Origin of the sequence: Streptomyces sp. NPDC127038 (genome assembly GCF_042725875.1) — a bacterium.
In the GTDB taxonomy this organism is placed as follows: Bacteria; Actinomycetota; Actinomycetes; order Streptomycetales; family Streptomycetaceae; genus Streptomyces.
Map to the genome: position 1 here is coordinate 37,836 of NZ_JBHXDQ010000023.1, position 24,814 is coordinate 62,649.

The window sequence follows — 24,814 nt, forward strand, 5'->3', positions numbered from 1 at the left end:
TGGAGACTGCCGTTCGTGATCGGGGCGAAGGCGCCCACAACTCTGCGGTCAGCGAGCCGTCTTGGGATCGAAGGCGTCCCTGACCGAATCCCCGAGCAGGTTGAACGCGACGACGAAAATGATCATCGAGACGCCCGGGAAGAACATGTAGGTGATGTCGTTCTGCAGGACGAGTTCCGTCGAGGCCTTGGAGAACATCTGGCCCCAGTCGGGCGTCGGTTCGACGATGCCGACGCCGAGGAACGACAGACCCGCCTCGATCGTCACGAAGTTGGGGAGCAGATAGGTCGTCTGCACCAGGAGCGGTGTCACCACGTTGGGCAGCACCTCCTTGCGGATGATCCGCCAGGGGGACGCCCCGCTCACCTTGGCCGCTTCGATGAACTCCCTTTCGCGCAGGGAGAGTGAGGTTCCCCGCAGGATGCGGGCGAGACTCATCCAGCCGAGGGCCCACTGGACCGCGATCAGCGCGATCACCCGCACATAGGTCGGCGTCTCGTCGCGCGGGCTCACGAAGAGCGAGACCACGACCGGCATGCTCGCGATGAAGAACAGCTGCGAGGGGAACGCCAGCAGGAAGTCGATGACCCGGCTGATGCCGTAGTCGACCTTTCCGCCGATGTAGCCGGCGGTGACTCCCAGCAGGATGCCGGTGAGCACGACGGTGATCGTCACCGCCACGGAGATCATCAGCGAGGTCCTGATGCCGTAGATCAGCTTGGTGAAGACGTCGTAGCCGTTGCCCGGCTCCAGGCCGAACCAGAAGTCGCTGCTGATACCGCCGTTGGGCTGGAGCGGCACGCCGGCGCTGTCGAAGAGCTCGGGGCGTTCGTCCGCGTACACGGTGTACGGATTCTTGCCGTACAGCTTGCCGATCAGCGGGGCGAGCACCCCGATCAGGAAGAAGAACCCCACGACGTAGGCGGAGATGACCCCCGAGCGGTCCCGCTTGAAGCGGGCCCACATCAACTGGCCCGGAGACCGGCCGACCAGCGGATCGCCCTCGGTCTTCGTGGTCGCCGCCTGCCCGCCGTGCGCGACGACCGGTTCCGCGCCGTCCTCAGTCTCGATAGGACTCGTCACAATTCGCCCATTCCGCAAGTGTGGGTGTGCCGTACCCGGCACCCGCCGGTCCGCCGGAGCGGATCAGGGTGTGCCGAGCCGGCGGCCGTCACCTGGCGTGCCGGCCACCGTTCGGTTCAGAAGAGACGTCGATCACCCGGAGGACGACCGGAAACCCCAGCGGGACGCGCGTAGTTGAAACCACGGCACGGTCCCGTCGGGCCGGACGTCGCCGCCGGCCCCGCGTCAGTGCGCTCGGGCGCGGATCCGGGTTCGGAACTCCGCGCCGTCGTCGCGGACCGCAGGGGACGATGTGACCCACAGGGCGCTGATGCCACCGCACATGGGTACCTCCTCATGACTCAACCGGTGCACGGACAGGAGGGGTACTGGCTGACCTCCGACACCCCTGACGGAGGATCAAGCACCCCACTGTGCTCGTGAGTCGGCGCTGTCCCCACAGCGCATGACCCATTGACCCGAGCGTTACGCGGCTAACTATCTGACATGAGCCAGATAACCGACCACAGCCTTTAGGTCTCGGTTCCATCACAGCTGCCGCGTACATCTTCCGTTATCTGGACAAAATGATCTGCGGGAGAAGCCCCCGAAACGGACGTGTTACATGCCTATCGGTCTGGGCACACCGTATTTCGGACACGGGAGGGCGGAAAACGGGTGACAAAAAAGCCCGGGTGCCCCCATGCGGGGACACCCGGGCTCAAGTCGCCGTCGGATCGGCCGGCCGGACCGAGTGGATCAGGCCGGCCGGACCGGGCGGATCAGCCGTGCTTGGCGCGGCTCGCGGTACGGGCGCGGTCGCGCTGGTCGAGGACGACCTTGCGGATGCGAACGGCCTCCGGGGTCACCTCGACGCACTCGTCGTCGCGGCAGAACTCCAGGGACTGCTCCAGGGAGAGCTTGCGCGGCGGGACGATCGCCTCGAACGAGTCGGCCGAGGACGACCGCATGTTCGTGAGCTTCTTCTCCTTGGTGATGTTCACGTCCATGTCGTCGGAGCGCGAGTTCTCGCCGACGATCATGCCCTCGTACACCTCGGTGCCGGGGTCGGTGAACAGCACACCGCGCTCCTGGAGGTTCGTCATCGCGAACGCGGTGACGGCACCGGCGCGGTCGGCGACGAGCGAGCCGTTGTTGCGGGTCGCCAGCGTGCCGAACCACGGCTCGTGGCCCTCGTGGATGGAGTGGCCGATGCCGGTGCCGCGGGTCTGGGTCAGGAACTCGGTCCGGAAACCGATCAGACCGCGGGAGGGGACGACGAACTCCATGCGGACCCAGCCGGAGCCGTGGTTCGACATGTTGTCCATCCGGCCCTTGCGGACACCCATGAGCTGCGTGACGGCGCCCATGTGCTCCTCGGGCACGTCGATCGTCATGCGCTCGACGGGCTCGTGGACCTTGCCGTCGATCTCCTGGGTGACGACCTGGGGCTTGCCGATGGTCAGCTCGAAGCCCTCGCGGCGCATCTGCTCGACCAGGATGGCGAGCGCGAGCTCACCACGGCCCTGGACCTCCCAGGCGTCCGGGCGCTCGGTGTCGAGCACACGGAGGGAGACGTTACCGATCAGCTCGCGGTCGAGACGGTCCTTGACCTGGCGGGCGGTGACCTTGCGGTCCTTGACCGCGGCCTTGGCGTCCGCGCCCTTGCCCGTGCCACCGCGGCCGACGAGCGGCGAGGTGTTGGTGCCGATGGTCATGGAGATCGCCGGCTCGTCGACCGTGATCAGCGGCAGCGCGATCGGGTTCTCGGGGTCGGCGAGGGTCTCACCGATCATGATGTCCGAGATACCGGCGACGGCGCAGATGTCGCCGGGGCCGGCCACCTCGGCGGGCTTGCGGGTGAGCGCCTCGGTCATCAGCAGCTCGGTGATGCGCACGTTGGTCATCGTGCCGTCGCGCTTGATCCACGTGACGGTCTGGCCCTTGCGCAGCTCGCCCTGCTCGACGCGCAGCAGCGCGATACGGCCGAGGAAGTTGTCGGCGTCCAGGTTGGTGACGTGGGCCTGGAGCGGCGCGGTCTCGTCGTACGACGGGGCCGGGACGGACTCCAGGATCGTGGTGAAGAACGGCTCCAGGTTCTCGCTGTCGGCCGGGACGGTGCCGTCCTGCGGCTTGGTCAGCGAGGCCACGCCGTCACGCGCGCAGGCGTAGACGATCGGGAACTCGATCTGGTCCTCGTCGGCGTCCAGGTCGAGGAAGAGGTCGTAGGTCTCGTTGACGACCTCGTCGATCCGCGAGTCCGGGCGGTCCGTCTTGTTGATGCACAGGATGACGGGCAGACGCTGCTGGAGCGCCTTGCGCAGCACGAAGCGGGTCTGGGGCAGCGGGCCCTCGGAGGCGTCGACCAGGAGGACGACCGCGTCCACCATCGACAGGCCGCGCTCGACCTCACCACCGAAGTCGGCGTGGCCGGGGGTGTCGATGATGTTGATCGTGATGGCGTCGCCGCCGTCCTTCGGGTGGTACTTGACCGCCGTGTTCTTCGCCAGGATCGTGATGCCCTTCTCACGTTCCAGGTCGTTCGAGTCCATCATGCGGTCGTCCAGCGACTCTGCGGCGTGCGCGGCGAAGGCACCGGCCTGCTTGAGCATGGCGTCGACCAGGGTGGTCTTGCCGTGGTCGACGTGGGCGACGATGGCGACGTTGCGGATGTCGTGGCGCGTGGCCATAGTGAGGCGCTTCTCCCGGAGTGAGTGGACGGCCTCCGCATCCGCGGGGCCACTGCCGGGCTGAACACGCCACGGCCTTACCCCATCGTACGGGGCCTTGACAGAAGCGGCCTCCGCAGGGCTACCGGGGGGCCCTGCGGCCCGGGCCCGCAACGGTACGGGCCCGGGCCGTTCACTCGCAGGTCACCGGCTCTTCGACGGGCTCGCCGAAGGCTTCACGCCCTTCTTGAGAAAGCCCATGTCCTCGTACACCGGGGTCTGGAATCCAAAGGCTCCGGTGTTCGCCAGGCCGATGCGGGCGGCGGTCAGCTGGGGGCGCTGGTAGAGGGGGATGGAGCCGGCGGCGGCCCAGATCCGGGCGTCCGCCTTGCGGACCAGGGAGCGCTCCTCGTCCTCGTTCAGCGTCGAGAGTGCCTGGTCGAAGAGCTGGTCGACCTGGTCGGTGCCGACGCGGGTGTAGTTCTGCTCGACGCTCAGCGAGCCGTCCGCCGCCGGGACGGGCTTGGCGTAGATGGGCCGGGCGTCGGTGGCCGGGAAGGCGGAGGCGGGCCACGAGTAGAGCGCCAGGTCGTACTGCCCCGAGGCGATGTGGTCCTTGAAGTAGCTGTCGTCGGAGACCTTCGTGATGTCCGTACGGACGCCGATGCGCTGGAGCATCCGCGCGATCCGGTCGGCCACGAGCCGCAGGGACTCCGAGCCCGATCCGGAGGGCACGACGAAGCGGAGCGTCAGCGGCTTGCCGTCCTTGGCGAGCACGTTGGACGCGGCGCCCGCCGGAGCGGCCGATCCCGCCGGAGCGGCCGTCCCCTTCGGCGCGTACGCCCCCGGAAGCCCGCCGTGCCCGGCGTACTGCCGTCCGTCCAGGTGCCGGGCGGCCTGGTCGTCGGTGTGGGCGCCCTGGCGCACACCGGCCTGCTGCTCCTGCCGGCCGGCGTGGTCCTTGGGGTCCTGCGCGGGCCCGCGGGGGGCGCCGGCGGGCTTGTCGTCCTCGCCCAGGTCGTAGGTCCCGCCCGCGCCCGGCCGGTCGTCCTCGCTCTTCCCGGCCTTCTTGCCCTGGGACCCGGCGGCCTTCTCCGTCTTCTTCTGCTCCGTGACCGGTCCGCCCGGCACCCAGCCGGCGTCCGCGAGCAGGGCCCGCGCCTCGTTGGCGTCCTGGTTGCCGAGGGCGCCGCTGTTGTCGGCGTACGCGGCCTGTCCGGCCAGCGCGAGATGGCTGCCGACGGGCTCGGCGGGCAGGCCGAGCGGCTGGAGGACGACCCGGGCGAGTTCCTTGCGGTCCAGGGCGCGGGCCACCGCACGGCGGACGCGCTCGTCGGCGAGGGGGCCCTCGGAGCCGTTGAGGGCGAGCTGGGTGTAGGCGGGTTCGAGGGACTTGCGGACCACGAAGTCGCTCAGCGCCGACCGGGAGGCGGAGTCGCCCTTCGCGCCGGTTCCCTTCGCGCCCGCGTCCCCCCTTCCGCTCTCGTCGCTCTTGTCACTCTTGTCGCCCTTATCGCTCTTGTCTCCGCTGTCGCCCTTCTCGCCGCTGTCGCTCTTCTCGTCCTCGTTCTTCTTCTCGCCCTTGTCGCTCTTGTCCTGCTTGTCGCTCTTATCGGTTTCTTCCTGCTTGCCGCTCTTCTCGTGCTTCTTGTCGCTCTTCTCGCTCGCGTGGTGCCCCGAGCTCTCGCTCTTGTCGCTCTTCTCGTGTCCGGAGCTCTCGTCGGCCGCGTTCTTGCCGTCCTCCTCCTCGGACTCGCTGGTCGCGGCCTTCTTCCCGGAGGTGCCCTTCTCGCTCCCGGTCCCGGGCGAGTGCCGACCGTCCGTCGCGGAGGCGCCCAGCAGCGGGCCGCCCTCCTTGTGCCGGGCCGCGAGGGTGACGCGCTCCGCCTCGGCGGGGTCGATCTCGGCCAGGTCGAGCTCGTCGTCGGCGAGCGCCTCGGCCCGCTTGTCACGGGCGACGGCCACCAGGTCGATCTCGTCGAGCTTGCTCGGGCGGCCCCACCAGCGCGCGCTGCGCGTGAGGCGCACCTGGCCGCTCTTGCGGTCGACCGTCTTCACCGCGAAGGGCCCCGCGGTGACCTTGAGCGCGCGCCGTGCGCCGTCGTTGAAGGAGTCCGCGGTCCCCATGACGTCCTTCGGGTACAGCGGGGAGAACAGGGCCTTCCAGTCGGCGTAGGGCCGGCTGAAGGTGACCCGGACCTCCAGGTCGTTCTTGCCCCGTTCGATCTTCTCGATCCGGTCGTAGCCGGCGTTGCGCGCCGTCCAGTACGCGGAGTCCTTGCCGGACAGGGCGCGCCACTGGGCGGCGAAGTCGGCGGCGCCGATCTCGCGTCCGTCGCTCCACACGGCCTGCTGGTTGAGCTTGTACAGCACGACCTGCTTGGGCGAGGTGCCCACGACCTTCGCCGACTCCAGGTAGTCGGTGTTGATCTGCGGCCGGCCGTTCGCGTCCAGCCGGTACATCGAGGGCAGGACGGCGCCGGCGACGCGCGAGGTCCCCGCGTCCGCGTCCGCCTGGAACGCGTTCAGCGTCGCGGGTACGGCGTCCACGGCCCAGCGCAGGGTGCCGCCGTCGGCGATCTGGTCACGGGACGCGGGCGCGATGTCCTGCACGGCCACGGGTCTGTCCGCCTCGTCGTCCGCACTGCACGCGGCGAGGGCGGGTACCGCGAGCACGCCCGCGGTGAGGAATGCGGCCGAGCGCATCACCGCGCGCAGTCCGACGCCTTCGTGGGACATCACTGCAACCTCCGGGGGACGCTCCGCCGCGGGGGCTGGTCTCTTTCTGGTCCCGTTCGGCGGTATTAGTGAGTTGATCCGATCTACGTGCCAACTGAAGAGCAGTGCGGCGGGGAGGCGGCGGAGACACGGCGAGGGGCGCGGGGAACCCACTCGTGCGGCGCAATCCGGAACCGCGCCCGGGCCGCCGACGGGGCCGGAACACGCCCCCGTCCCGCCGGAGCGCCCCGCGGGCCGCCCTCCCCCCGCACGCCGTCCGGCCTGCCGCGGTGCCCTCGGGACCGCTCCGGGGCGCGCGCGAGGGCCGGCCGGCGCGGGGGCGAGCGGACCGGCGCACGGAACCCGTTCTGGAGCGCGCGGGCCGCCAATCCGTGCACACGCCTTCACACGGGTACGGGTGACGCGCAACACTCGCAGGCGCATGAACGTTGCCGCCTGAAGGCCGCTGGGCCCACGGAAGTGAGGGCAAGTCATGTCCGTGCACGACGACCTGACGTCAGTCCAGCGCTGTCTCGACGATCTGCACCGGTCGGTGCGGCGCCTGGAACAGCAGCTGGGCACCGGTCTGGAGATGCGCCGCGTGCGCGCCGACGCCGACCGTCTGCGGGAGAGCCTCGCGCTGCTGCGCGACTGCGCGACCGGCGGCGCGGCCGGGCTGCCGGGCGTGCCGGGACCGGCGGCACCGGGGTACGGCCGGCTGCCCGACCTGGTGCCGGTCCCCGACACCCCGTACGACAGCTCCCTGTGGACCGATTCCGACGACGAGGGTCTCGGCGCGCACCACGGTCCCTCCCACTAGCGCCCCCGACGGCGGCGCGCCCCCGAACCCGACCGGAGTGCGAAGTTGGCCACTGGTACGGAACCCCATCTGAACAGCGGCGGTGTACGAACGGGTACGCGCGCCGCGATCGCCGCCCCGCATCTGCGGACCGACCGCTGGTGGCTGGCGCCCGCCGCCACCGCGGCCGGGCTGCTGGCCTTCGTCGTGTACTCGACGTGGCGGGCCTTCTCGGACACGCACTACTACGCGGCGCCCTACGTCTCGCCGTTCTACTCGCCCTGTCTGGCGGAGCGGTGCGGGACGATGCGCTCCGGCCCGAACGCGGACCTGTTCGGGAGCTGGTGGGGCATCTCCCCCGCGATCATCATCCTGGTCTTCCCGCTCGGCTTCCGGCTGACCTGCTACTACTACCGCAAGGCCTACTACCGGGGCTTCTGGGCGAGCCCCCCGGCCTGCGCGGTGGCCGAGCCGCACAAGAAGTACTCGGGCGAGACGCGCTTCCCGCTGATCCTCCAGAACGTCCACCGGTACTTCTTCTACGCGGCCCTCGTCGTCGCCGGCATCCTCACGTACGACACGGTGCTCTCCTTCCGCGACGAGCACTACGCCTGGGGCCACATGGGCCTCGGCTCCCTGGTGTTCCTGGTGAACATCACGCTGATCTGGGCGTACACCCTCTCCTGCCACTCCTGCCGGCACATCGTCGGCGGGAAGCTCAAGCACTTCTCCAGGCATCCGGTGCGGTACCGGATGTGGCAGTGGGTCGGGAAACTGAACGCCCGTCACATGCTGCTGGCCTGGGCGTCGTTGGTGAGCGTGGCGCTCGCCGACTTCTACGTGTACCTGGTGGCGTCCGGAGCCTTCGACGATCCGCGCTTCTTCTAGATTGGGTGGAGCCCCCTGATGTCCGTGGTCGACCGACAGGAGTGGGACGTCGTCGTGGTCGGTGCCGGCGGCGCCGGACTGCGCGCCGCGATCGAGGCACGCGAGCGCGGCGCCCGTACGGCGGTGATCTGCAAGTCGCTGTTCGGCAAGGCCCATACGGTGATGGCCGAGGGCGGCATCGCGGCCGCCATGGGCAATGTGAACTCCGGCGACAACTGGCAGGTCCACTTCCGCGACACCATGCGCGGCGGCAAGTTCCTCAACCAGTGGCGGATGGCCGAGCTGCACGCCCGCGAGGCACCGGACCGGGTCTGGGAACTGGAGACCTGGGGCGCGCTGTTCGACCGCACGAAGGACGGCAGGATCTCGCAGCGCAACTTCGGCGGCCACGAGTATCCGCGCCTGGCCCACGTCGGCGACCGCACCGGACTCGAACTGATCCGCACGCTCCAGCAGAAGATCGTGTCTCTGCAGCAGGAGGACATGAAGGAGACCGGTGACTACGAGTCGCGCCTGAAGGTCTATCAGGAGTGCACCGTCACCCGGATACTGAAGGACGGGGACCGGGTCTCCGGGGCCTTCTGCTACGAGCGGGAGTCCGGGCGCTTCTTCGTCCTCGGGGCGCCCTCGGTGGTGATCGCCACGGGCGGGATCGGCAAGTCCTTCAAGGTGACGTCCAACTCGTGGGAGTACACGGGCGACGGGCACGCGCTGGCGCTGCTCGCCGGGGCGCCGCTGCTGAACATGGAGTTCGTGCAGTTCCATCCGACCGGCATGGTCTGGCCGCCGTCGGTCAAGGGCATCCTCGTCACCGAGTCGGTGCGTGGCGACGGCGGTGTGCTGCGCAACTCCGAGGGCAAGCGGTTCATGTTCGACTACATCCCCGACGTCTTCAAGGAGAAGTACGCGCAGTCGGAGGACGAGGGCGACCGCTGGTACGAGGACCCGGACCACAACCGGCGTCCGCCCGAGCTGCTGCCGCGCGACGAGGTGGCGCGGGCCATCAACTCCGAGGTGAAGGCGGGACGGGGATCGCCGCACGGCGGAGTCTTCCTCGACGTGTCCACCCGGATGCCCGCCGAGGTCATCCGGCGCCGGCTCCCCTCCATGTACCACCAGTTCAAGGAGCTGGCCGACGTCGACATCACGGCGGAGGCCATGGAGGTCGGGCCCACCTGCCACTACGTCATGGGCGGCATCGCGGTCGACTCCGACACCGCGGCGGCGCGCGGGGTGCCCGGGCTGTTCGCGGCCGGCGAGGTCGCGGGCGGGATGCACGGCTCCAACCGGCTGGGCGGCAACTCCCTCTCCGACCTGCTGGTGTTCGGACGCCGGGCCGGCCTGCACGCGGCGGAGTACGCGGCCGGTCTCACCGCTCCCGGCTCCCGCCCGCCGGTGGACGACGTCCAGGTCGACGCGGCCGCCGCGGAGGCGCTGCGGCCCTTCTCGGCCGAGGGCCCCGAGTCCGTCCCACCGGCCGCCGGCGGCGCCCCCGCCGCGCAGCCGCCCGAGAACCCGTACACCCTGCACCAGGAACTCCAGCAGACCATGAACGACCTGGTCGGCATCATCCGCCGGGAGGGCGAGATGGAGCAGGCCCTGGAGAAACTGGCCGAGCTGCGGGTACGGGCGCGCCGGGCCGGGGTCGAGGGGCACCGCCAGTTCAACCCGGGCTGGCACCTGGCCCTGGACCTCAGGAACATGCTGCTGGTCAGCGAGTGCGTGGCCCGGGCGGCGCTGGAGCGCGCCGAGTCGCGCGGCGGGCACACCCGCGAGGACCACCCGGCGATGGAGCGTTCCTGGCGCCGGATCAACCTGCTGTGCCGGCTGGCCGACCCCACCGGCGGGCTGGCCGCCACCGACCCGGTGGCCGGACAGATCGACCTGGTCAACGAGACCACCCGGCCCATCCGTCCCGACCTGCTCGCCCTCTTCGAGAAGGAGGAGCTGGTCAAGTACCTCGCCGAAGAGGAGCTGTACGAGTGAGCAGCTACGAAGCCCGCTTCAAGGTGTGGCGCGGGGACGTGAAGGGCGGCGGCCTGGAGGACTTCGGGGTCGAGGTCAACGACGGCGAGGTGGTGCTCGACATCATCCACCGGATCCAGGCGACCCGGGCCCCGGACCTCGCCGTGCGCTGGAACTGCAAGGCGGGCAAGTGCGGTTCGTGCTCGGCGGAGATCAACGGCCGGCCGCGGCTGATGTGCATGACGCGGATGTCGGTGTTCGGCCGCGAGGAGACGATCACCGTCACCCCGCTGCGCGCGTTCCCGGTCGTACGGGACCTGGTGACCGACGTCGGCTTCAACTACGACAAGGCGCGGCAGGTCCCGGCGTTCGTGCCGCCCGCCGGTGTCGGGCCGGGCGAGTACCGGATGATGCAGGAGGACGTCGACCGGTCGCAGGAGTTCCGCAAGTGCATCGAGTGCTTCCTGTGCCAGGACACCTGCCATGTGGTCCGTGACCACGAGGAGAACAAGCCCGCGTTCGCCGGTCCGCGCTTCCTGATGCGGGTCGCGGAACTGGACATGCATCCGCTGGACGCGGCCGCGGAGTCCGGGCTCGACCGCAAGGCCACGGCCCAGGACGAGCACGGCCTCGGCTACTGCAACATCACCAAGTGCTGCACCGAGGTCTGCCCCGAGGGCATCAAGATCACGGACAACGCGCTGATCCCCCTGAAGGAACGGGCCGTCGACCGCAAGTACGACCCGCTCGTGTGGCTGGGCTCGAAGATCTCCAGACGGAGGACGTAGGCGCGTCCCGCCTCACTCGGTCCCGGTGTCCGCCGGGGCCGGGTGGCGCCTGCCGGGGTGCTGCGACATGCCCTGGAGCACCATGGCCGCGATGAACACGGGGATCCCCACCATGGCCGCGGGCGTCAGGTCGGCGTCGGGGCCGCGGAAGGGTCCGGGCAGCACGACCAGGGCCAGGCCCGCGGCTCCCGCCAGCGCGCCCCACCCGAACAGCTTCGGGCGCACGACCCGGCGCCGGAACCACGGCGGAATCCAGTAGGCCGTCAGGGCCGCGACGCCGAACCCGGCGTACGCGACGACGAGCAGCGCGTCGATCCCCACGAGATACCGGTGCATCGGTCCCCCATTCCCCCGCGTGCCGGAAGGGCACACGACCTGATCATGACACGCGGACAGGCGTCGGTCACCTCCCATGAGCCCTCGTCCGCGGTACGGCGTCGGCCCGGTCCTCGCGCACCGGGGGAGGGCCCGGACGGGCCCCTCGAACCCCTCTCGCGATCACCCGTATCTCCCGTACCCCAACTGCCCCCAACTCCTCGTATACCGGTCGCGGAGGCGATCGAACGGCCATACGCTCCCAAATGTGACGTCGCCCCAGAGCCGAAGCCGGTCGCGCCGGGTCCCGTCGCACATAGCCGTGCGGGTGGCGCATGCCGTGCTCGGGGGGCTGGTCGCGACGGGCTGGCTGCTGCTGCCGCTGGCGCGCGCGGGAAGCGAGGCCCCGGCGGGCGCGGCACGGGAGGCGGGGGCCGGCACCCCGGCCGGTGCTCCGGCGGCCGTGACCGCGCAGGACGCCACGGCGACCGGCGATCTGGTGCCGCCACTGGTCGCGGCGGGCGCGGCGGGCGCGGTCGCGGTGTACGGGTACGGGCGCCGCAGACGGCGGGCGACGACACGGACGACACCCGGCGGCGACCCCGCGCTCACCCCGCTGCCCGAACTCGACCGGCAGGCACGGCGATTGCTCGTCGAGACGGACGACTGCACCCGGGTCTGCGCCGAGGAACTCGACGTCGCCGCGGAACGGTCCGCGGGCGACGCGCTCGAACCGTTCGTGTACGACCTGCGGCACGCGCAGGCCGCACTCGCCGTGGCGTTCCGGCTGCGCCAGCGCCTGGACGAGGCGGAGGCGGGCGGCACCGGCGCGGACCCGGCCGGGGACGAGGACGACCGCAGGGACGTCCTGGAGGAGATCGTCGCCCTGTGCCAGGACGCCGGGGAGCGGCTGGACACCGCGGCTCCCGGGTTCGACCAGATCCGGGCCCTGGAGCGCAACGCGGTGGCCGCGCTGGAGTCCGCGGAGGCCCGCTTCCGTGAGGCCGGCGCGCGCACCCGCGCCGCCGAGGCGACGCTCGCCGGTCTCCACGAGCGGTACGCGCCCGCCGCCTTCCTCCCGGTCGCGGGCCACGCCGAACAGGCCAAGGACCGGCTGCTGTTCACGACGTCCCATCTCAACCAGGCACGCCAGTACGCGGACCGGGGCGACGGCGCCAAGGCGGCGGCCCATCTGCGGGCCGCGGAGGGAGCGTTGGCGCAGGCCTCGGACCTGGCGGACGGCGTGGAGCGGCTGGCCGGCGAACTGGCCTCGGCGGCGGCCGGGCTGCCGGGGGCCGTCGCGGCGGCGGAGGCGGCGCGGGACGCGGCCCTGGCCCTCCCCCCGGACGCCCGCGCCGGGCTCGTCGGGGCCCTCGGGCACACGGAGTCCGCGCTGTCCGCCGTACGGCACGAGACGGCGGCCGGACCCCACGATCCGCTGGAGGCGCTGCGCCGGGTGACGGAGGCGGCCGCGGGCCTGGCCGCGGCGGGCGGCGGTGACGTCCCCGACGGGCGCGGCCACGCGCTGGCCCCCGCCCACAGCGCGCTCGGCGGGGCCGCCTGCTTCATCGGCACCCACCGCGGGGCGGTCGGCAGCGAGGCGCGGACCCGGCTGGCCGAGGCACGGCGGCTGCTCGGGCCCGACCCCGTCCCGCTCTCCGAGGTGCTGCGCGCCGACGGCCTCGCCCGGGAGGCCCGCCGACTCGCCGAACGGGACGTACGGGCGTACGGCAACCCCTCGGGCGGCCGCGGCGGCGCGGGAGCGGGTGGCGCGGTGCTGGGCGGGATCCTGCCGGGCGACGGCGAGGGCGGCCCGATGAGCTACGGCGGCCCGCGCACCCGGGGCCGCCGGGGGGCCTACTTCACCTGACCGGCCACGTCACGGGGTCCGGTCAGAAGAGGCTCAGGAGTGCTTCCGCCGGGTCCGTGAGGGGTGTTCCTCCGTCCGGGAGGGGGAGTTCGAACCACACCGTCTTGCCGCGCGGGGTGCGGCGCGAGCCCCAGCCGGCGGAGAGGAGACCGACCAGCTGAAGGCCCCGGCCGCCCTCGTCGGTGTCGCGGGCGCGGCGGCGGCGCGGCTGGACGAGTCCGGCGTCCCAGACCTCGCAGACGAGGGTGCGGTCGAGGAGGAGCCGCAGCCTGATCTCGCCCTCGCCGTAGCGCAGGGCGTTCGTCACCAGTTCGCTGACCAGCAATTCCGTCGTGTCGACGAGGGGTTCGAGGTCCCAGGCGACGAGCTGGGTGCGCGCGTACTCACGGGCCCGTCCCACGCTGCGCGGCTCGCGCGGCAGGGTCCAGTCGCCCACGGACTCGGCGGGCAGTCCCTGGACGCGTGCCATCAGCAGGGCGATGTCGTCCTCGCCGTGGTGGGTGTCGAGGGTGTTCAGGACGTGGTCGCAGACGTCCTCCAGCGGCCTGGAGGGGTCGGTGAGGGCGCCGACGAACGCCTGGAGGCCCTCGTCGAGGGGGTGGTCGCGCGATTCGACCAGGCCGTCCGTGTAGAGCGCCAGCAGGGCGCCCTCGGGCAGTTCGACCTCCACCTCCTCGAAGGGCTCGCCGCCCACCCCGAGCGGCATGCCGGGCGGCACGTCGAGCATCAGCGCGTTCTCGCCGGGTTCGACGAGGACGGGCGGCAGATGGCCGGCGTTGGCGAAGGTGCACCGGCGGGTCACGGAGTCGTAGACGGCGTAGACGCACGTCGCGAGGTACACCTCGGAGAGGTCGGCGTCGCGGGACTGGCGGCCGGTGCGGGTGGCCTGCTGGACCCCTCCGGGGGTGCCGAGGCCGCGCGCGATCTCGTCCAGCGCCGAGAGGACCTCGGCGGGTTCGAGGTCGAGCAGCGCCAAGGTGCGTACGGCGGTGCGCAGTTCGCCCATCGCGACGGCGGCGCGCAGTCCGCGGCCCATCACGTCGCCCACCACGAGCGCCGTGCGGTGGCCCGGGAGTTCGATGACGTCGAACCAGTCGCCGCCGACCTCCGTCGCCGCGTTGCCCGGCAGATAGCGGCACGCGATGTCGAGACCCGAGGCCTCGGGGTCGCCCGGGGGCAGCAGGGACCGCTGGAGGATGAGGGCGCGTTCGTGCTCGCGGCGGTACAGGCGCGCGTTGTCGATACAGACGGCGGCGCGGGCGGCGAGCTCGACGGCCAGGGCCCGGTCGCGTTCCCCGAACGGTTCGCTGCCCTTCGTACGGGAGAACTGGGCGAGTCCGACGACCGTGTCGTGGGCGACCATCGGGACGGCGAGCGTGGACTGTATGAGGCCGCCGTCGTCGGCGGGGAGGTGCTGGGGCCGCGCGGTGCGCAGGGCGTCCGCGCAGGGCGAGTTGAAGGGGTAGTGGTGGACCGCGCCGACCGCGACGGGCGCCGGGCCGCCGGCGAAGGGCGCGTCGGAGACGGCGCTGGCGAAGGCCACCCGGCGGAGTTCGGCGCTGCCGTCCGCGAGGCCGGGCGGGGTCTCGTCGCCGGCCAGCAGTCCCTGGTACAGGTCGACCGTCGCGAGGTCGCAGAAGCCGGGGACCACGACGTCGAGGAGTTCGCGTGCGGTGGTCTCCAGGTCGAGGGAGTTGCCTATGCGGGCGCCGGCCTCGTTCAGGAGGGCGAGATTGCGCCGGGCGGCGGCCGCTTCGCGGGCGGCGGCGCGGCGGGAGGTGATGTCGGTTCCGAGCCAGGCGATGCCGATGGGACGGCCGCTGCCGCTGTGCACCCGGTAGAGGTTGATGGACCAGTGGCGGCGCTCGTCGGAGCCGGGGACCTGCCCGGTGACGTGCATGTCCGTGATGGAGTCGCCGGTTTCGAGGACCCGGCGCAGGACCGCCGTCACCCGCTCGGCCTCCGCGTGCGGGAGATAGTCGTGGACGCCCTTGCCGCGGTGGTCGTCGACCGTGCCGCCGAAGATCGAGGCGAACCGCTGGTTGGCGCGCCGCACCTGGAGTTCGGTGTCGATCAGCAGGAAGCCGAACGGAGATTGACCGAAAATGGCCTGCGAGGCGGCGAGGTCCGTCTCGATCGTCCGCAGGGTCCGGACGTCCACCACGATGCATACGGCGGCCCGTTCGCCGTGTTCGGTGGTCGTCGGCATCACATAGACCTCGGCGAGGCCCTCCCTGGCCGCGGAGTCCTCGGCGCCCTCGCCCGCCCCCTCGGCGGCGGGTGTGCGGAAGGGCACGATCCCGGTCCACTCACGGCCGTCCAGGATCTCGGCCATCTTCCGCTGGCCGGACTCGCGCCGGTCGGCGGGGACGAACGCCTCGATGGGGTCGAGGCCGACGGCCCGTTCCGCCGGGATGCCGAAGATCTGCTCGGCGCGCAGGCTCCACTGGTCGACGAGTCCGTCCGCGCCGATGGAGAAGGAGGCGGCCTTGATGTAGTCGTAGATGGAACCGGGCGGACTGCTCTGCCACATCGCGTCACCGGGCACGTCGCCGGTCGCGTCGCCGGGCACCTCGCCGGTCAGGTCGCCGGGCACCTCGCCGGTCACGTCAGCAGGTGTCTCGCCGGTCCCGCCGCCGGTCGCGTCACGGGGCACGTCACGGGTCTCGCCACCGGTCTCGTCCTCTGGCGCGCCCGACGCCGCCGGCGCCGCACCCGACGCCGTGCCGTCCGCCGCGTCCGTGCCGACCGCGGCCCCGCCCGGAACCGCGCGCGCGAAATCGCCCGCCGCATCAGCCCTCGCGCCGTCCGACGGGTCCTCGGACTCCGTGGCCTTCGCTGGTATCTCGCTCACGCGAACCGTCCCCTCCAGCTCACCGCGTCCGGCACCGGTCACCGGGGGCGGCTGCCCGCAGTATCCAGCACTACGGGGCCGCACGACACGGTGTTCACGATCACAGCACGGTCCCGATGGTTTTTGGACCGGCCGCGACATACTCCCAGTCTTCTAACCAGGTGGCGCCCCGTCGAACCAAACAAGCGGACTCCGGTCGGGAGCGTGATCCGGCCGCGTGCCGCGCGACCGCCCCCAGGAACGGAACGCGCCCGCGGCCCCCGGCCGGAACGCGCCGCCGTCCCTCAGTCCGGGACGGCCAGTTCGAACCAGACCGTCTTGCCGGTGTCCGCGGGCCAGGTGCCCCAGCGTCTGCACGATCCGGCCACGAGCTGGAGTCCGCGGCCGCTCTCGTCGGAGGTGTCCGCGGCCCGTTCGCGGGGCGGGTCCGGCAGCGGGTCCGAGACCTCGACGCGCAGCGACCCCGGGCCACCGGGCCGGCCCGGACCGCCCGGCGCGTCGCGTTCCCCCGCCGGCTGCTGTCCGCCCGGCGCGTCCGGTCCGCCCTCGGGGCGTACGAGGCGGACGCCGATCGGGCCCGTCGCGTGCCGGAGCGAGTTCGTCACCAGCTCGCTGACGAGCAGTGCGGTGATGTCGCCGAGGGATTCGAGATCCCACTCGCGCAGTTGTCCACGGACGACGGCCCGGGCGGTGCGGACGGCACCGGGCTCCGCGGGAAAGGTCCACTCGGCGCAGTAGCCGTCAGTGTCGATCAAGCCGATCACTTCCCAGACCAGAAACCCACCCACGCCCGGTTTCGGGTGGTTAATGGGCACATACCCGGTATCGGTGGAGCTTTACCGCTCCGGGCGCACGCTATGGCGCGAACGGCGCACGAGGGGGCAGCGGGATCGTCACGCGCCCGGACCGAGCCACGGCAGTGCGCTCTTGACCGCCGGCACGTCCTGGTCGAGCCAGTCCACGTCCCAGATCTCCCCGGGCGTCAGCCAGCGCAGTTCGTCGTGGTCCTGGAGGGGTTCCGGTTCGGCGGAGCCGGGCAGCAGCCGGGCGGCCCAGACCACGAGGACGTAACCCGCTTTCAGGGGCCACTCACCGGGGACGCGCTCCAGCGCGCGCACGTCGACGCCGAGTTCCTCGCGCAACTCGCGCACGAGGGCGCGGTCGGGGGTCTCGCCGGGCTCGACCTTGCCGCCCGGCAGCTCCCAGCGCCCGGCGAGTTCGGGGGGTGCGCTGCGGCGGGCCGCGAGCAGTTGTCCGTCGCGCACCACGGCGCCCGCGACCACCACGATCCGTTCCGTCATGCGCCGGAGCCTACGGGAGCGGAGAGGGGGTGCGGCGCCGGGCGACTCAGCGGACTCCGTTCGGCCCGACCCGCTCGACCCAGTAGAGCTGCTTGTGGCCGCGGCTGTCGAGGCTGTCCGCGATCTTCTGGGCCTCGGCCCGGGTCGCGTACCTGCCCACGCGATAGCGATTGCCGTTGTCGTCCTGCCGTATGACGAGCCAGGGAAGCGTGATCATGCTGTCGTTCATCGAGCCCCTCCACTTCCCGCCTCGGGCCCCCGTCGAACCCCGCATTCCATCGAAACCGCAATACGCATATGCCCGAGCGTACGCCTTACCTTCACGCAGCGAACACGGGTTTACACAAAGAGGTACGCAACCGGCCAGTAAGGAACGGCGACCCGGGGGGCGTACGCCATCGAACGCGCCGCTCATGACTCCCCGCGCGCCGTCGAGCAGGGCGAAGTCGCCCCCTGTCCGCCATGCGAGAAAGGCCGGATTCCAACCGGGTTCAGCGTCCGCCCCGTTGGGCCGCGCGCGAACGTGACACGGGGTCACTTCACCGGCAGGTGATAAGCGATGCGGTAGCGGTCCGCCGGGACCACGACGTCGGCGGTCTCCACCGGGCGGCCCGACGCGTAGAACGTGCGCTGGATGACGACGACCACATGACCGGGGACGCCGCCGAGCGCCAGGAGTTCCTCGGCGAGGCCGGGGCGCGCGCCGACCTCCTCGGTGACGTTGTCCACGATCACGTCGATGGCCGCCATCCGCTCGACGACCCCCATGCCGCCGAGCGGGCCCTCCTCGGGCAGCATCACCGGCGTACGCCCCGTCACGGCGAGCGGCTCCCAGGACGTGGAGAGCATCATCGCCTCGCCGCCGTCGCGGTAGACGTAGTTCGTGCACATCACGCGGTCGCCCGGCTGGATGGCCAGCCGCTCGGCGATCGCGCCGCTCGCCTCGACCTGGCGGCTGTGCGACTCCCAGGTGCCGCGCACGGCGAAGTCGGCCTGCTCCTGGCGGAAGGGCGTGGCGCCGCTGTCCGGCCGGTACCCGGAGCGGGCGAGGCGGCGCGGCACCGGCCGCTCGCGGACGTAGGTGCCCGAACCGGAGCGGCCCTCGACCAGGCCCTCGGCCATCAGCACCTTGCGCGCCTCCAGGGCGACCGTGTCCGAGACCCCGTACTCCTCGCGGATCCTGGCCTGCGAGGGGAGCCGGGTGTGCGGTGGCAGCGAACCGTCGACGATCTTCTTGCGGAGATCACCCGCGACGCGCAGATACGCCGGCTGCTCACCGAATGTCACTTAGCCGCTCCCATCAGGTTGTACAGACAGCAACAGCGTGGCAACCGTGGGTTGTGCCATGCAAGCGAAGGCCAGAGAATCACTCGATGTGATGACGTCTGCCGCTTGAGGGCATTACGCAGGCACTTTCTCCCCACTGTGGCTGCCGTCACACCTCGATTCCGGAGCCGTCTTCGCCGCCGCTACCACCGCTTCCGCCCTGGTCCTCCTTCGGCGGGGTGGTGGCGAGCCCCAGAGCCTTGCGGGTCGTGACCGTCCGGTCGGGGGCCATGAGCTTCAGGGCCTTGTCGTAGTGGGCGTAGAAGGTGTCCGCGTCCGGCGCCTGGGCGGCCTTCACCCACTCCTTCCTGGCCCGGTCGAGATCCTTGGCCAGGACCGCGACCCGCTCACCGGCGGCGGGCGCGAAGGTGTGGTCGCGGAGCAGTCCGGTCTGCTTCACGAGAGCTCCCGAGACCCTGGTCGCCCACTTCTTGTGGCCCGGCAGGTCGTCCTCCACGTACTGCGCGTCGGGGGCCGTGTCCATCGCCCTGTTGAGGATCCGCGCCGCCTCCAGGTAGGCGAGCTGGTCCGCGTCGAGCGTCGTGGAGTCCTTGCGCAGCGAACCGGTCAGGCTCGCGTGCTCGTCGGTGTTCCCGAACATGCAGGTGATCTCGCGGTCACCCGTGCCCCAGCTCTGCCGGGTCGGCGTGAAGTAGTAGACGTCGACGTCGTCCGGGACGGCCCAGCCGTCCATGGCGTACGTGTCCGTGAGGGTGTAGCACATGTCCCCGGCCTCGGCGGAGACCGCGGAGTCGCCCGGGTAGGAGCCGTCGTGGGCGGTCGCCTCGGCGAACACCTCGGCGTCGTGCTTCCCGGAGCACGGCACGATGTCGACGTCGTAGGCGACGCCCTCCAGGGTGCCGTTCGGCGCGTCGAAGCACTCGCCCTTGTGCAGGGAGAACGTGTTGCCGCTGCCGGAGGCCCCCTCCTTGAAGCCGTCCCAGAAGTCGCGGGCTCCCCCGGTGGCGACCATCAGCGCGAGCAGGACGACGCCGATCGAGGACAGGATCATGCCCGCCACGGCCATGCCCTTGCCGCGCTCGCCACGCTTTTTGATCTGCACGAGCGCCACGATGCCGAGCACCAGCCCGACGGCCGGCAGGAAGCAGAGGATGCCGAGGACCAGCGCCGCGATCGCGAGCCCGTTGAAGGGGACGGGCCGGTTGTACGGGGAGTAGCCCTGCCCCCAGGGCTGGTACGGGCCCGGGTACGGGTACTGCGGGTACGGACCCTGCGGGTACTGCCCCTGCGGGGAGGTCCCTTCGGGGGAGGGCCCCTGGGGGTACGGGGGATACGGAGCGTGCGGGTACGGCGGCGTCCCCGGCGGCGGGTACTGCCCCTCGGGCTGCTGCGGGCCGGGCGGCGGGGGTATGGCCACGTCTTCTCTTGCTCCTCATCATCCGTACGCGACGGAACGCGCGTACGACTGCCGAATGGCTGCGCGCATCGTAAGCGGGGCGCGGGCGCGGCCGTGACGGAGGCCGTCGGGCAGCTCCGGGGCACCGGCCGCCCCGGGACGCGCGAAACGTCCCGTCCCCCGGTGGCGCGTCTAACCTGCACCCATGACTGCACTGCCGGACTGCTTCTGCCCGACGGACGGCACGCGGGTCCCCGCCGGCTCGCTCGCCTGGTGCTGCCCGGTCTGCCGGGGCCCGCTCGACCTGGACTTCGCCCCGACGCCGGCTCCCCTCGCCTCCCTGGCCGGCCGGGTGAACTCGCTGTGGCGGTACGCCGAGTGCCTGCCGCTGGCCGCGCCCACGGTCAGCCTCGGCGAGGGCCGCACTCCCCTGGTCCCGCTGCGCGAGGGCGTCCTCGCCAAGCTCGACTTCCTGATGCCGACGCTGTCGTTCAAGGACCGCGGGGCCGTGCTGCTGGCCGAACTGGCACTGCGGCTCGGGCCCCGGCGGGTGATCGCGGACAGCAGCGGCAACGCGGGCACGGCTCTCGCCGCGTACTGCGCCAGGGCCGGACTGCCCTGCACCGTCTACGTCCCCGAGGGCACCTCCGCGAAGAAGCTGGAGCAGATCGACGCGCACGGGGCCCGGCTGCGGGTGGTCGAGGGCGACCGCGAGGCGACGGCACGCGCGGCGCGCGAGGCGGCGGACGAGGACGGCGTCTTCTACGCCTCGCACGTCCACAACCCGTACTTCCTGCACGGCACCAAGACGTACGTCCACGAACTCTGGGAGGACCTCGGCGGACGGCTGCCGGACGTCGTGGTGGTGCCGGTCGGCAACGGCACGCTGCTCCTCGGCGCCGCCCTCGCGGTGGCCGAACTGCACGCGGCGGGGCTGATCGACAGGAGACCCGCGCTGTACGCCGTCCAGACCGCCGCCGTCGCGCCGCTGGCCCGGGCCTGGTCCGAGGGGTCCGACGACCTCGTCGGGGTCACCCCCGCGGCGCCCACGTTCGCCGAGGGCATCGCGATCCCGCACCCGCCGCGCGCCCGTCAGGTCCTGCGCGCGGTACGCGCCTCCGGCGGCGGCTTCCTGACGGTCACGGAGGACGAGATCCGCCACGCGCAGACGGATCTCGCGGGCCGCGGGCTGTACGTGGAGTCGACGGGGGTGGCCTGCTGGGCGGCGGTCCGTGCGGGTGCCCTGTCGGGCCGCGAGGCGGTGGTGCCGCTGTGCGGCGCGGGAGCGAAGACGGGCATGGCGGGCGCCTGAGGAGCGGACGCCCGGACGCTCACCGATGCACGCGCCCGGCCTGCCGGCCGCCCCTCACAGCGGCCAGGCGGCCAGCAGGTCCTCGGGGCCGTAGGCGGCGTCGAGCCCCGGGCAGTCGACACCGCCGCGCGAGACCGCCACGACGGGAACGGGTTCGTCGGTGAGGGCGGCACGGTGGCGGTGGAGAGCCGCCAGGTCGTGCCGGTCGAAGGGCGCACGCTCCAGCCACTTGACCGAGCCCACGAAGAACAGCTCCTTGGCGACGGGGGCACGGTCCGCCCCCACGATGTCGATCTCGACGTCGTTGGTGCGGGTCCAGTAGCCACCCACCACGGGGGCCGCGGGCAGCCGGTCGTCGGGCAGTATCCGCGCCAGGGCCTCACGGACCACCGGCTCGACGGCCCGGCCGCGCCAGCTGGTCCAGTTCTCCCGGATGCGCGCCAGGGTCAGATCGCCCCGCCCTCGCTCGATCTCCTCCATGGACGGACCGAGCAGGTGCAGCCAGAACCGCAGGTAGGGATCCGCCACGCGGTAGCGGCGGTCCTTCGAGGGACGCGGCGACACGGGCAGCTCCGCGGCGACGATCCGCTTGTCCGTGAGCAGCTCCAGTGCTCGTTGCAGCGGCGTGGCCCCGATCCCGCCGGCCGCACGGGCGATGTTGGTGAAGGTCCGCTCACCACTGCCGATGGCCGCCAGCACCGTACGCGCCTGAGCCTGTGGCGGGAATTCGGCGGCCAGCGAACGTTCGGCCGACACCAGCAGGGCCGAGACCGGGTCGGTCAGCGCCTCACCGAGAAAGTCCCAGAGCCCCGCGCCCCGGGGCCACTCCGCGCAGATCAGCGGCAGCCCTCCGGTGACCAGCGCGGCGTCGAAGGCTTCCGCCGGATCCAGCCCGAGCATCCGCCCCACCTCGGCGGGGTTGAGCGGGCCCAGCACCATCTCCCGGCCGCGCTGGTGGAAGGGGCGTCCATAGCTGTTCAGGGCCTCCATCATCGACAGATCGGACCCGATGAGGACCAGCAGCACCGGCCTGGTCTCCAGTACCCGGTCCCAGGCCCGTTGCAGCATCCCCTCGAAGGCGCCGTCGGCGTCCATCAGATAGGGCACCTCGTCGATGACCAGCACGCTCGCCCGGTCGGCCGGCAGCGCTGCGGCCAGCACGTCGAACGCGGCGTCCCAGCTCTCCGGCCGGGCGGCGGCCACCAGCCCCGCCAGCGGCAGCGTCGACGCCTGGGCGTCCCGGGCCAGCCGTGCGAGATCCCCCTCGGGGGACGCACCGGTCGCGGCGTAGAACAGGAACGGGGCTCCGGAGCGTTCCGCGAACCGCTCGACCAGCCGCGACTTGCCCACCCGGCGCCGCCCGCGCAGCATCACGCACCGACCGGGACGCTCCCCGCCGACCCCTGTCGCCACCTTCCGCAGCTCTCGCTCCAGCGTCGCCAGCTCCTGCCGACGGCCCACGAAGTCCACCATGCTCACCCACCCCCAGCCATGAAACTAACATCGATGTTAGCAACATTGACGTTAGTAGGCAGATCTCGCCGGCCGACACGCGGAGCCACGGACCGCGAAAAGACGAAGGGGCCCGACCCCTGAGAGTCGAGCCCCTTCCGACCTGCGCGTTCACCGGATCGGCGGCACGGTCGTACGTCACCCGCTACACGTTGAAGCGGAACTCCACCACGTCGCCGTCCTGCATGACGTACTCCTTGCCCTCCATGCGGGCCTTGCCCTTGGCGCGGGCCTCGGCGACCGAGCCCGTCTCGACCAGGTCGGCGAAGGAGATGACCTCGGCCTTGATGAAGCCCTTCTGGAAGTCGGTGTGGATCACACCGGCGGCCTCGGGGGCCGTCGCGCCCTTCTTGATGGTCCAGGCGCGGGACTCCTTGGGGCCGGCCGTCAGGTAGGTCTGGAGGCCGAGGGTGTTGAAGCCGACGCGGGCCAGGGTGGCGAGGCCGGGCTCCTCGGCACCGACCGACTCCAGGAGCTCCAGGGCGTCCTCCTCGTCGAGCTCGGCGAGGTCCTGCTCCAGCTTGGCGTTGAGGAAGATCGCCTCGGCCGGGGCGACCAGCGCGCGCTGCTCGGCCTTGAAGTCGTCGTCGACCAGCTCGTCCTCGTCCACGTTGAAGACGTACAGGAACGGCTTGGTCGTGAGCAGGTGCAGGTCGTGCAGCAGCTCCTCGTTGCCGGAGCCCTGGACGATGCCCGCGGAGAAGAGGGTGTCGCCCTTCTCCAGGATCTCCTTGGCCGCCTCGACCGCCGCGACCTTGGGCCCGATGTCCTTCTTGATGCGCGACTCCTTCTGGAGGCGCGGCAGGACCTTCTCGATCGTCTGGAGGTCGGCGAGGATCAGCTCGGTGTTGATCGTCTCGATGTCGTCCTTCGGCGAGACCTTGCCGTCGACGTGCACGACGTTCTCGTCCTTGAACGCACGGATGACCTGGCAGATCGCGTCCGACTCGCGGATGTTGGCGAGGAACTTGTTGCCCAGGCCCTCGCCCTCGCTCGCGCCGCGCACGATGCCCGCGATGTCGACGAAGTCGACGGTCGCCGGGAGGATCTTCTGCGAGGAGAAGATTTCGGCCAGCTTGGTCAGCCGGGGGTCGGGGACACCGACCACGCCGACGTTCGGCTCGATCGTGGCGAACGGGTAGTTGGCCGCGAGCACGTCGTTCTTGGTCAGGGCGTTGAACAGGGTCGACTTGCCGACATTGGGCAGACCGACGATTCCGATCGTGAGCGACACGTTGCGACTTCCCGTACGAGAGGATGGGCGAAGGGCCCTCCAGAAGAGCGGGCCGATCCACCAGTCTACGGCGTGGACCGCCCCCGGCCCGCGAGGTATCGAACGCATGGCCAAGCTCGTTCCACGGCCACGTCTTCCCCTGTTCTTCGGCGTGTCCGATGAGCCGTTCCACACATAAAACGACCTAAGTTGGTCCAGTGGAGCAACACAGGACGCGTCCCCCTCAGTACGGACCGCGACGCGGGGCACCGGTCCCGGCACAGGGCGGCCGGCCCACGAACGGCCGGCCCACGGACGGCAGGGCCGCGAACGGACGGGCGGCGAACGGACGGGCCGCGGGCGGCGGGGTCCGGCGGGACGGACCGGCGGCGCGGCGCCCCGCGCCCGCACGGCTCGGGCAGCGGCCGGGCGCGTCACGGCCCCGGCTGACCGGGCTCGGCGGCGGCCTGTTCTGCGGCGCCTCGATGTTCGCGCTGGCCTGCCTGGACGCCCTGCTGTTCGGCGGCTCCGCGACCGTGTACGGGGTGCTGTTCCTGCCCGTGTGCGTCCTGACCGCGCTGTGGGTGCGGCCGGGGGACCTGGTGACGGCCCCCGTGGTCGTACCGATCGCGTTCGCCGTCGGGCTGCCGCCGGTCGCCGACGACGGCGGAGGCGGTCTCGGCGGCCACTTCATGGGCCTGGTCACCGCGCTGGCGCTCCAGGCGGGCTGGCTGTACGCGGGGACGCTGGCCGCGGTGCTCGTCGTGGCCGTCCGCAGGATCCGGCTGATCGGCCGCCGGGCGGCGCAGCGGCGCAACCGGGCGCGGGGCCTGCCGTCCGACCGGCAGGCCCGCTGACCCCGCGT

At 71.7% G+C, this 24,814-nt stretch carries 19 protein-coding genes; 7 read left to right on the forward strand and 12 right to left on the reverse strand.

Annotated elements, in window-relative coordinates:
- Positions 1-48 precede the first annotated feature (48 nt).
- The 3 genes from ACFWI4_RS18210 to ACFWI4_RS18220 form a co-directional block, all read right to left on the reverse strand.
- Positions 49-1,083, reverse strand: a complete 1,035-nt coding sequence (locus ACFWI4_RS18210; RefSeq protein ID WP_387197052.1) for an ABC transporter permease — start codon at positions 1,081-1,083, stop codon at positions 49-51.
- 761 nt (positions 1,084-1,844) lie between these two features.
- Complete coding sequence (gene typA, locus ACFWI4_RS18215; protein ID WP_387197055.1) at positions 1,845-3,752, reverse strand: translational GTPase TypA; 1,908 nt, start codon at positions 3,750-3,752, stop codon at positions 1,845-1,847.
- A 183-nt stretch (positions 3,753-3,935) separates the two neighbouring features.
- Positions 3,936-6,470, reverse strand: a complete 2,535-nt coding sequence (locus ACFWI4_RS18220) for an ABC transporter substrate-binding protein (protein ID WP_387197059.1) — start codon at positions 6,468-6,470, stop codon at positions 3,936-3,938.
- Between the two features lie 472 nt (positions 6,471-6,942).
- Between ACFWI4_RS18220 and ACFWI4_RS18225 the strand changes: the two genes are divergently transcribed.
- Genes ACFWI4_RS18225 through ACFWI4_RS18240 form a run of 4 tightly spaced genes read left to right on the forward strand, consistent with a single transcriptional unit; the run spans position 6,943 to position 10,889 of the window.
- Positions 6,943-7,269 carry a hypothetical protein gene (locus tag ACFWI4_RS18225; protein ID WP_387197062.1) on the forward strand — a complete coding sequence of 109 codons (327 nt, stop codon included), beginning with the start codon at positions 6,943-6,945 and terminating at the stop codon, positions 7,267-7,269.
- Between the two features lie 45 nt (positions 7,270-7,314).
- Positions 7,315-8,136 carry a hypothetical protein gene (locus tag ACFWI4_RS18230; protein ID WP_385402842.1) on the forward strand — a complete coding sequence of 274 codons (822 nt, stop codon included), beginning with the start codon at positions 7,315-7,317 and terminating at the stop codon, positions 8,134-8,136.
- A gap of 18 nt (positions 8,137-8,154) precedes the next feature.
- A complete protein-coding gene (locus ACFWI4_RS18235; protein WP_387197065.1) occupies positions 8,155-10,122 on the forward strand; it encodes a fumarate reductase/succinate dehydrogenase flavoprotein subunit in 1,968 nt (655 codons plus the stop codon).
- Positions 10,119-10,889: a succinate dehydrogenase/fumarate reductase iron-sulfur subunit gene (locus tag ACFWI4_RS18240; protein ID WP_387197068.1), complete on the forward strand. Its 771-nt coding sequence runs from the start codon at positions 10,119-10,121 to the stop codon at positions 10,887-10,889. Before ACFWI4_RS18235 ends, ACFWI4_RS18240 begins: the two co-directional genes overlap by 4 nt.
- 12 nt (positions 10,890-10,901) lie before the next feature.
- On the opposite strand, the gene ACFWI4_RS18245 is transcribed toward ACFWI4_RS18240, so the two are convergent.
- Complete coding sequence (locus tag ACFWI4_RS18245; protein ID WP_387197071.1) at positions 10,902-11,225, reverse strand: hypothetical protein; 324 nt, start codon at positions 11,223-11,225, stop codon at positions 10,902-10,904.
- Positions 11,226-11,472: 247 nt separating this feature from the next.
- On the opposite strand from ACFWI4_RS18245, the gene ACFWI4_RS18250 reads away from it, so the two are divergent.
- The gene (locus ACFWI4_RS18250; RefSeq protein WP_387197074.1) at positions 11,473-13,074 is read left to right on the forward strand and encodes a hypothetical protein; all 1,602 of its coding nucleotides are present in this window, start codon (positions 11,473-11,475) and stop codon (positions 13,072-13,074) included.
- 22 nt (positions 13,075-13,096) lie between these two features.
- On the opposite strand, the gene ACFWI4_RS18255 is transcribed toward ACFWI4_RS18250, so the two are convergent.
- From ACFWI4_RS18255 to ACFWI4_RS18280, 6 genes are all read right to left on the reverse strand, one after another.
- Positions 13,097-15,928 carry a SpoIIE family protein phosphatase gene (locus ACFWI4_RS18255; protein WP_387197077.1) on the reverse strand — a complete coding sequence of 944 codons (2,832 nt, stop codon included), beginning with the start codon at positions 15,926-15,928 and terminating at the stop codon, positions 13,097-13,099.
- Between the two features lie 284 nt (positions 15,929-16,212).
- Entirely contained in the window at positions 16,213-16,692 is a 480-nt protein-coding gene (locus ACFWI4_RS18260; protein WP_387197080.1) for an ATP-binding protein, read from the reverse strand.
- Between the two features lie 129 nt (positions 16,693-16,821).
- Complete coding sequence (locus tag ACFWI4_RS18265; protein WP_387197083.1) at positions 16,822-17,229, reverse strand: (deoxy)nucleoside triphosphate pyrophosphohydrolase; 408 nt, start codon at positions 17,227-17,229, stop codon at positions 16,822-16,824.
- Positions 17,230-17,275: 46 nt separating this feature from the next.
- The gene (locus tag ACFWI4_RS18270) at positions 17,276-17,458 is read right to left on the reverse strand and encodes an SPOR domain-containing protein (RefSeq protein ID WP_385402862.1); all 183 of its coding nucleotides are present in this window, start codon (positions 17,456-17,458) and stop codon (positions 17,276-17,278) included.
- A 305-nt stretch (positions 17,459-17,763) separates the two neighbouring features.
- On the reverse strand, positions 17,764-18,516 hold the full coding sequence (locus ACFWI4_RS18275) for a GntR family transcriptional regulator (protein ID WP_387197087.1): 753 nt from the start codon (positions 18,514-18,516) through the stop codon (positions 17,764-17,766).
- A 148-nt stretch (positions 18,517-18,664) separates the two neighbouring features.
- Positions 18,665-19,933 carry a DUF4190 domain-containing protein gene (locus ACFWI4_RS18280; protein ID WP_387197090.1) on the reverse strand — a complete coding sequence of 423 codons (1,269 nt, stop codon included), beginning with the start codon at positions 19,931-19,933 and terminating at the stop codon, positions 18,665-18,667.
- 184 nt (positions 19,934-20,117) lie between these two features.
- On the opposite strand from ACFWI4_RS18280, the gene ACFWI4_RS18285 reads away from it, so the two are divergent.
- Positions 20,118-21,224: a threonine synthase gene (locus ACFWI4_RS18285; protein ID WP_387197093.1), complete on the forward strand. Its 1,107-nt coding sequence runs from the start codon at positions 20,118-20,120 to the stop codon at positions 21,222-21,224.
- A 54-nt stretch (positions 21,225-21,278) separates the two neighbouring features.
- Here the strand turns inward: ACFWI4_RS18285 and ACFWI4_RS18290 are convergent, their stop codons facing one another.
- Both ACFWI4_RS18290 and ychF read right to left on the reverse strand, forming a co-directional pair.
- Positions 21,279-22,697, reverse strand: coding sequence for an ATP-binding protein (locus ACFWI4_RS18290; protein WP_387197096.1), 1,419 nt, complete (start codon positions 22,695-22,697; stop codon positions 21,279-21,281).
- A gap of 184 nt (positions 22,698-22,881) precedes the next feature.
- The gene (gene ychF, locus ACFWI4_RS18295; protein WP_387197099.1) at positions 22,882-23,970 is read right to left on the reverse strand and encodes a redox-regulated ATPase YchF; all 1,089 of its coding nucleotides are present in this window, start codon (positions 23,968-23,970) and stop codon (positions 22,882-22,884) included.
- A 197-nt stretch (positions 23,971-24,167) separates the two neighbouring features.
- On the opposite strand from ychF, the gene ACFWI4_RS18300 reads away from it, so the two are divergent.
- Entirely contained in the window at positions 24,168-24,806 is a 639-nt protein-coding gene (locus ACFWI4_RS18300; protein ID WP_387197102.1) for a DUF6542 domain-containing protein, read from the forward strand.
- Positions 24,807-24,814 lie beyond the last annotated feature (8 nt).

Coding starts and splice junctions, on each gene's coding strand:
- typA (WP_387197055.1), bottom strand. CDS start 3,752: ATGGCCACGCGCCACGACATCCGCAACGTCGCCATCGTCGCCCACGTC.
- ACFWI4_RS18220 (WP_387197059.1), bottom strand. CDS start 6,470: ATGTCCCACGAAGGCGTCGGACTGCGCGCGGTGATGCGCTCGGCCGCA.
- ACFWI4_RS18225 (WP_387197062.1), top strand. CDS start 6,943: ATGTCCGTGCACGACGACCTGACGTCAGTCCAGCGCTGTCTCGACGAT.
- ACFWI4_RS18235 (WP_387197065.1), top strand. CDS start 8,155: ATGTCCGTGGTCGACCGACAGGAGTGGGACGTCGTCGTGGTCGGTGCC.
- ACFWI4_RS18245 (WP_387197071.1), bottom strand. CDS start 11,225: ATGCACCGGTATCTCGTGGGGATCGACGCGCTGCTCGTCGTCGCGTAC.
- ACFWI4_RS18265 (WP_387197083.1), bottom strand. CDS start 17,229: ATGACGGAACGGATCGTGGTGGTCGCGGGCGCCGTGGTGCGCGACGGA.
- ACFWI4_RS18270 (WP_385402862.1), bottom strand. CDS start 17,458: ATGAACGACAGCATGATCACGCTTCCCTGGCTCGTCATACGGCAGGAC.
- ACFWI4_RS18285 (WP_387197093.1), top strand. CDS start 20,118: ATGACTGCACTGCCGGACTGCTTCTGCCCGACGGACGGCACGCGGGTC.
- ACFWI4_RS18290 (WP_387197096.1), bottom strand. CDS start 22,697: ATGGTGGACTTCGTGGGCCGTCGGCAGGAGCTGGCGACGCTGGAGCGA.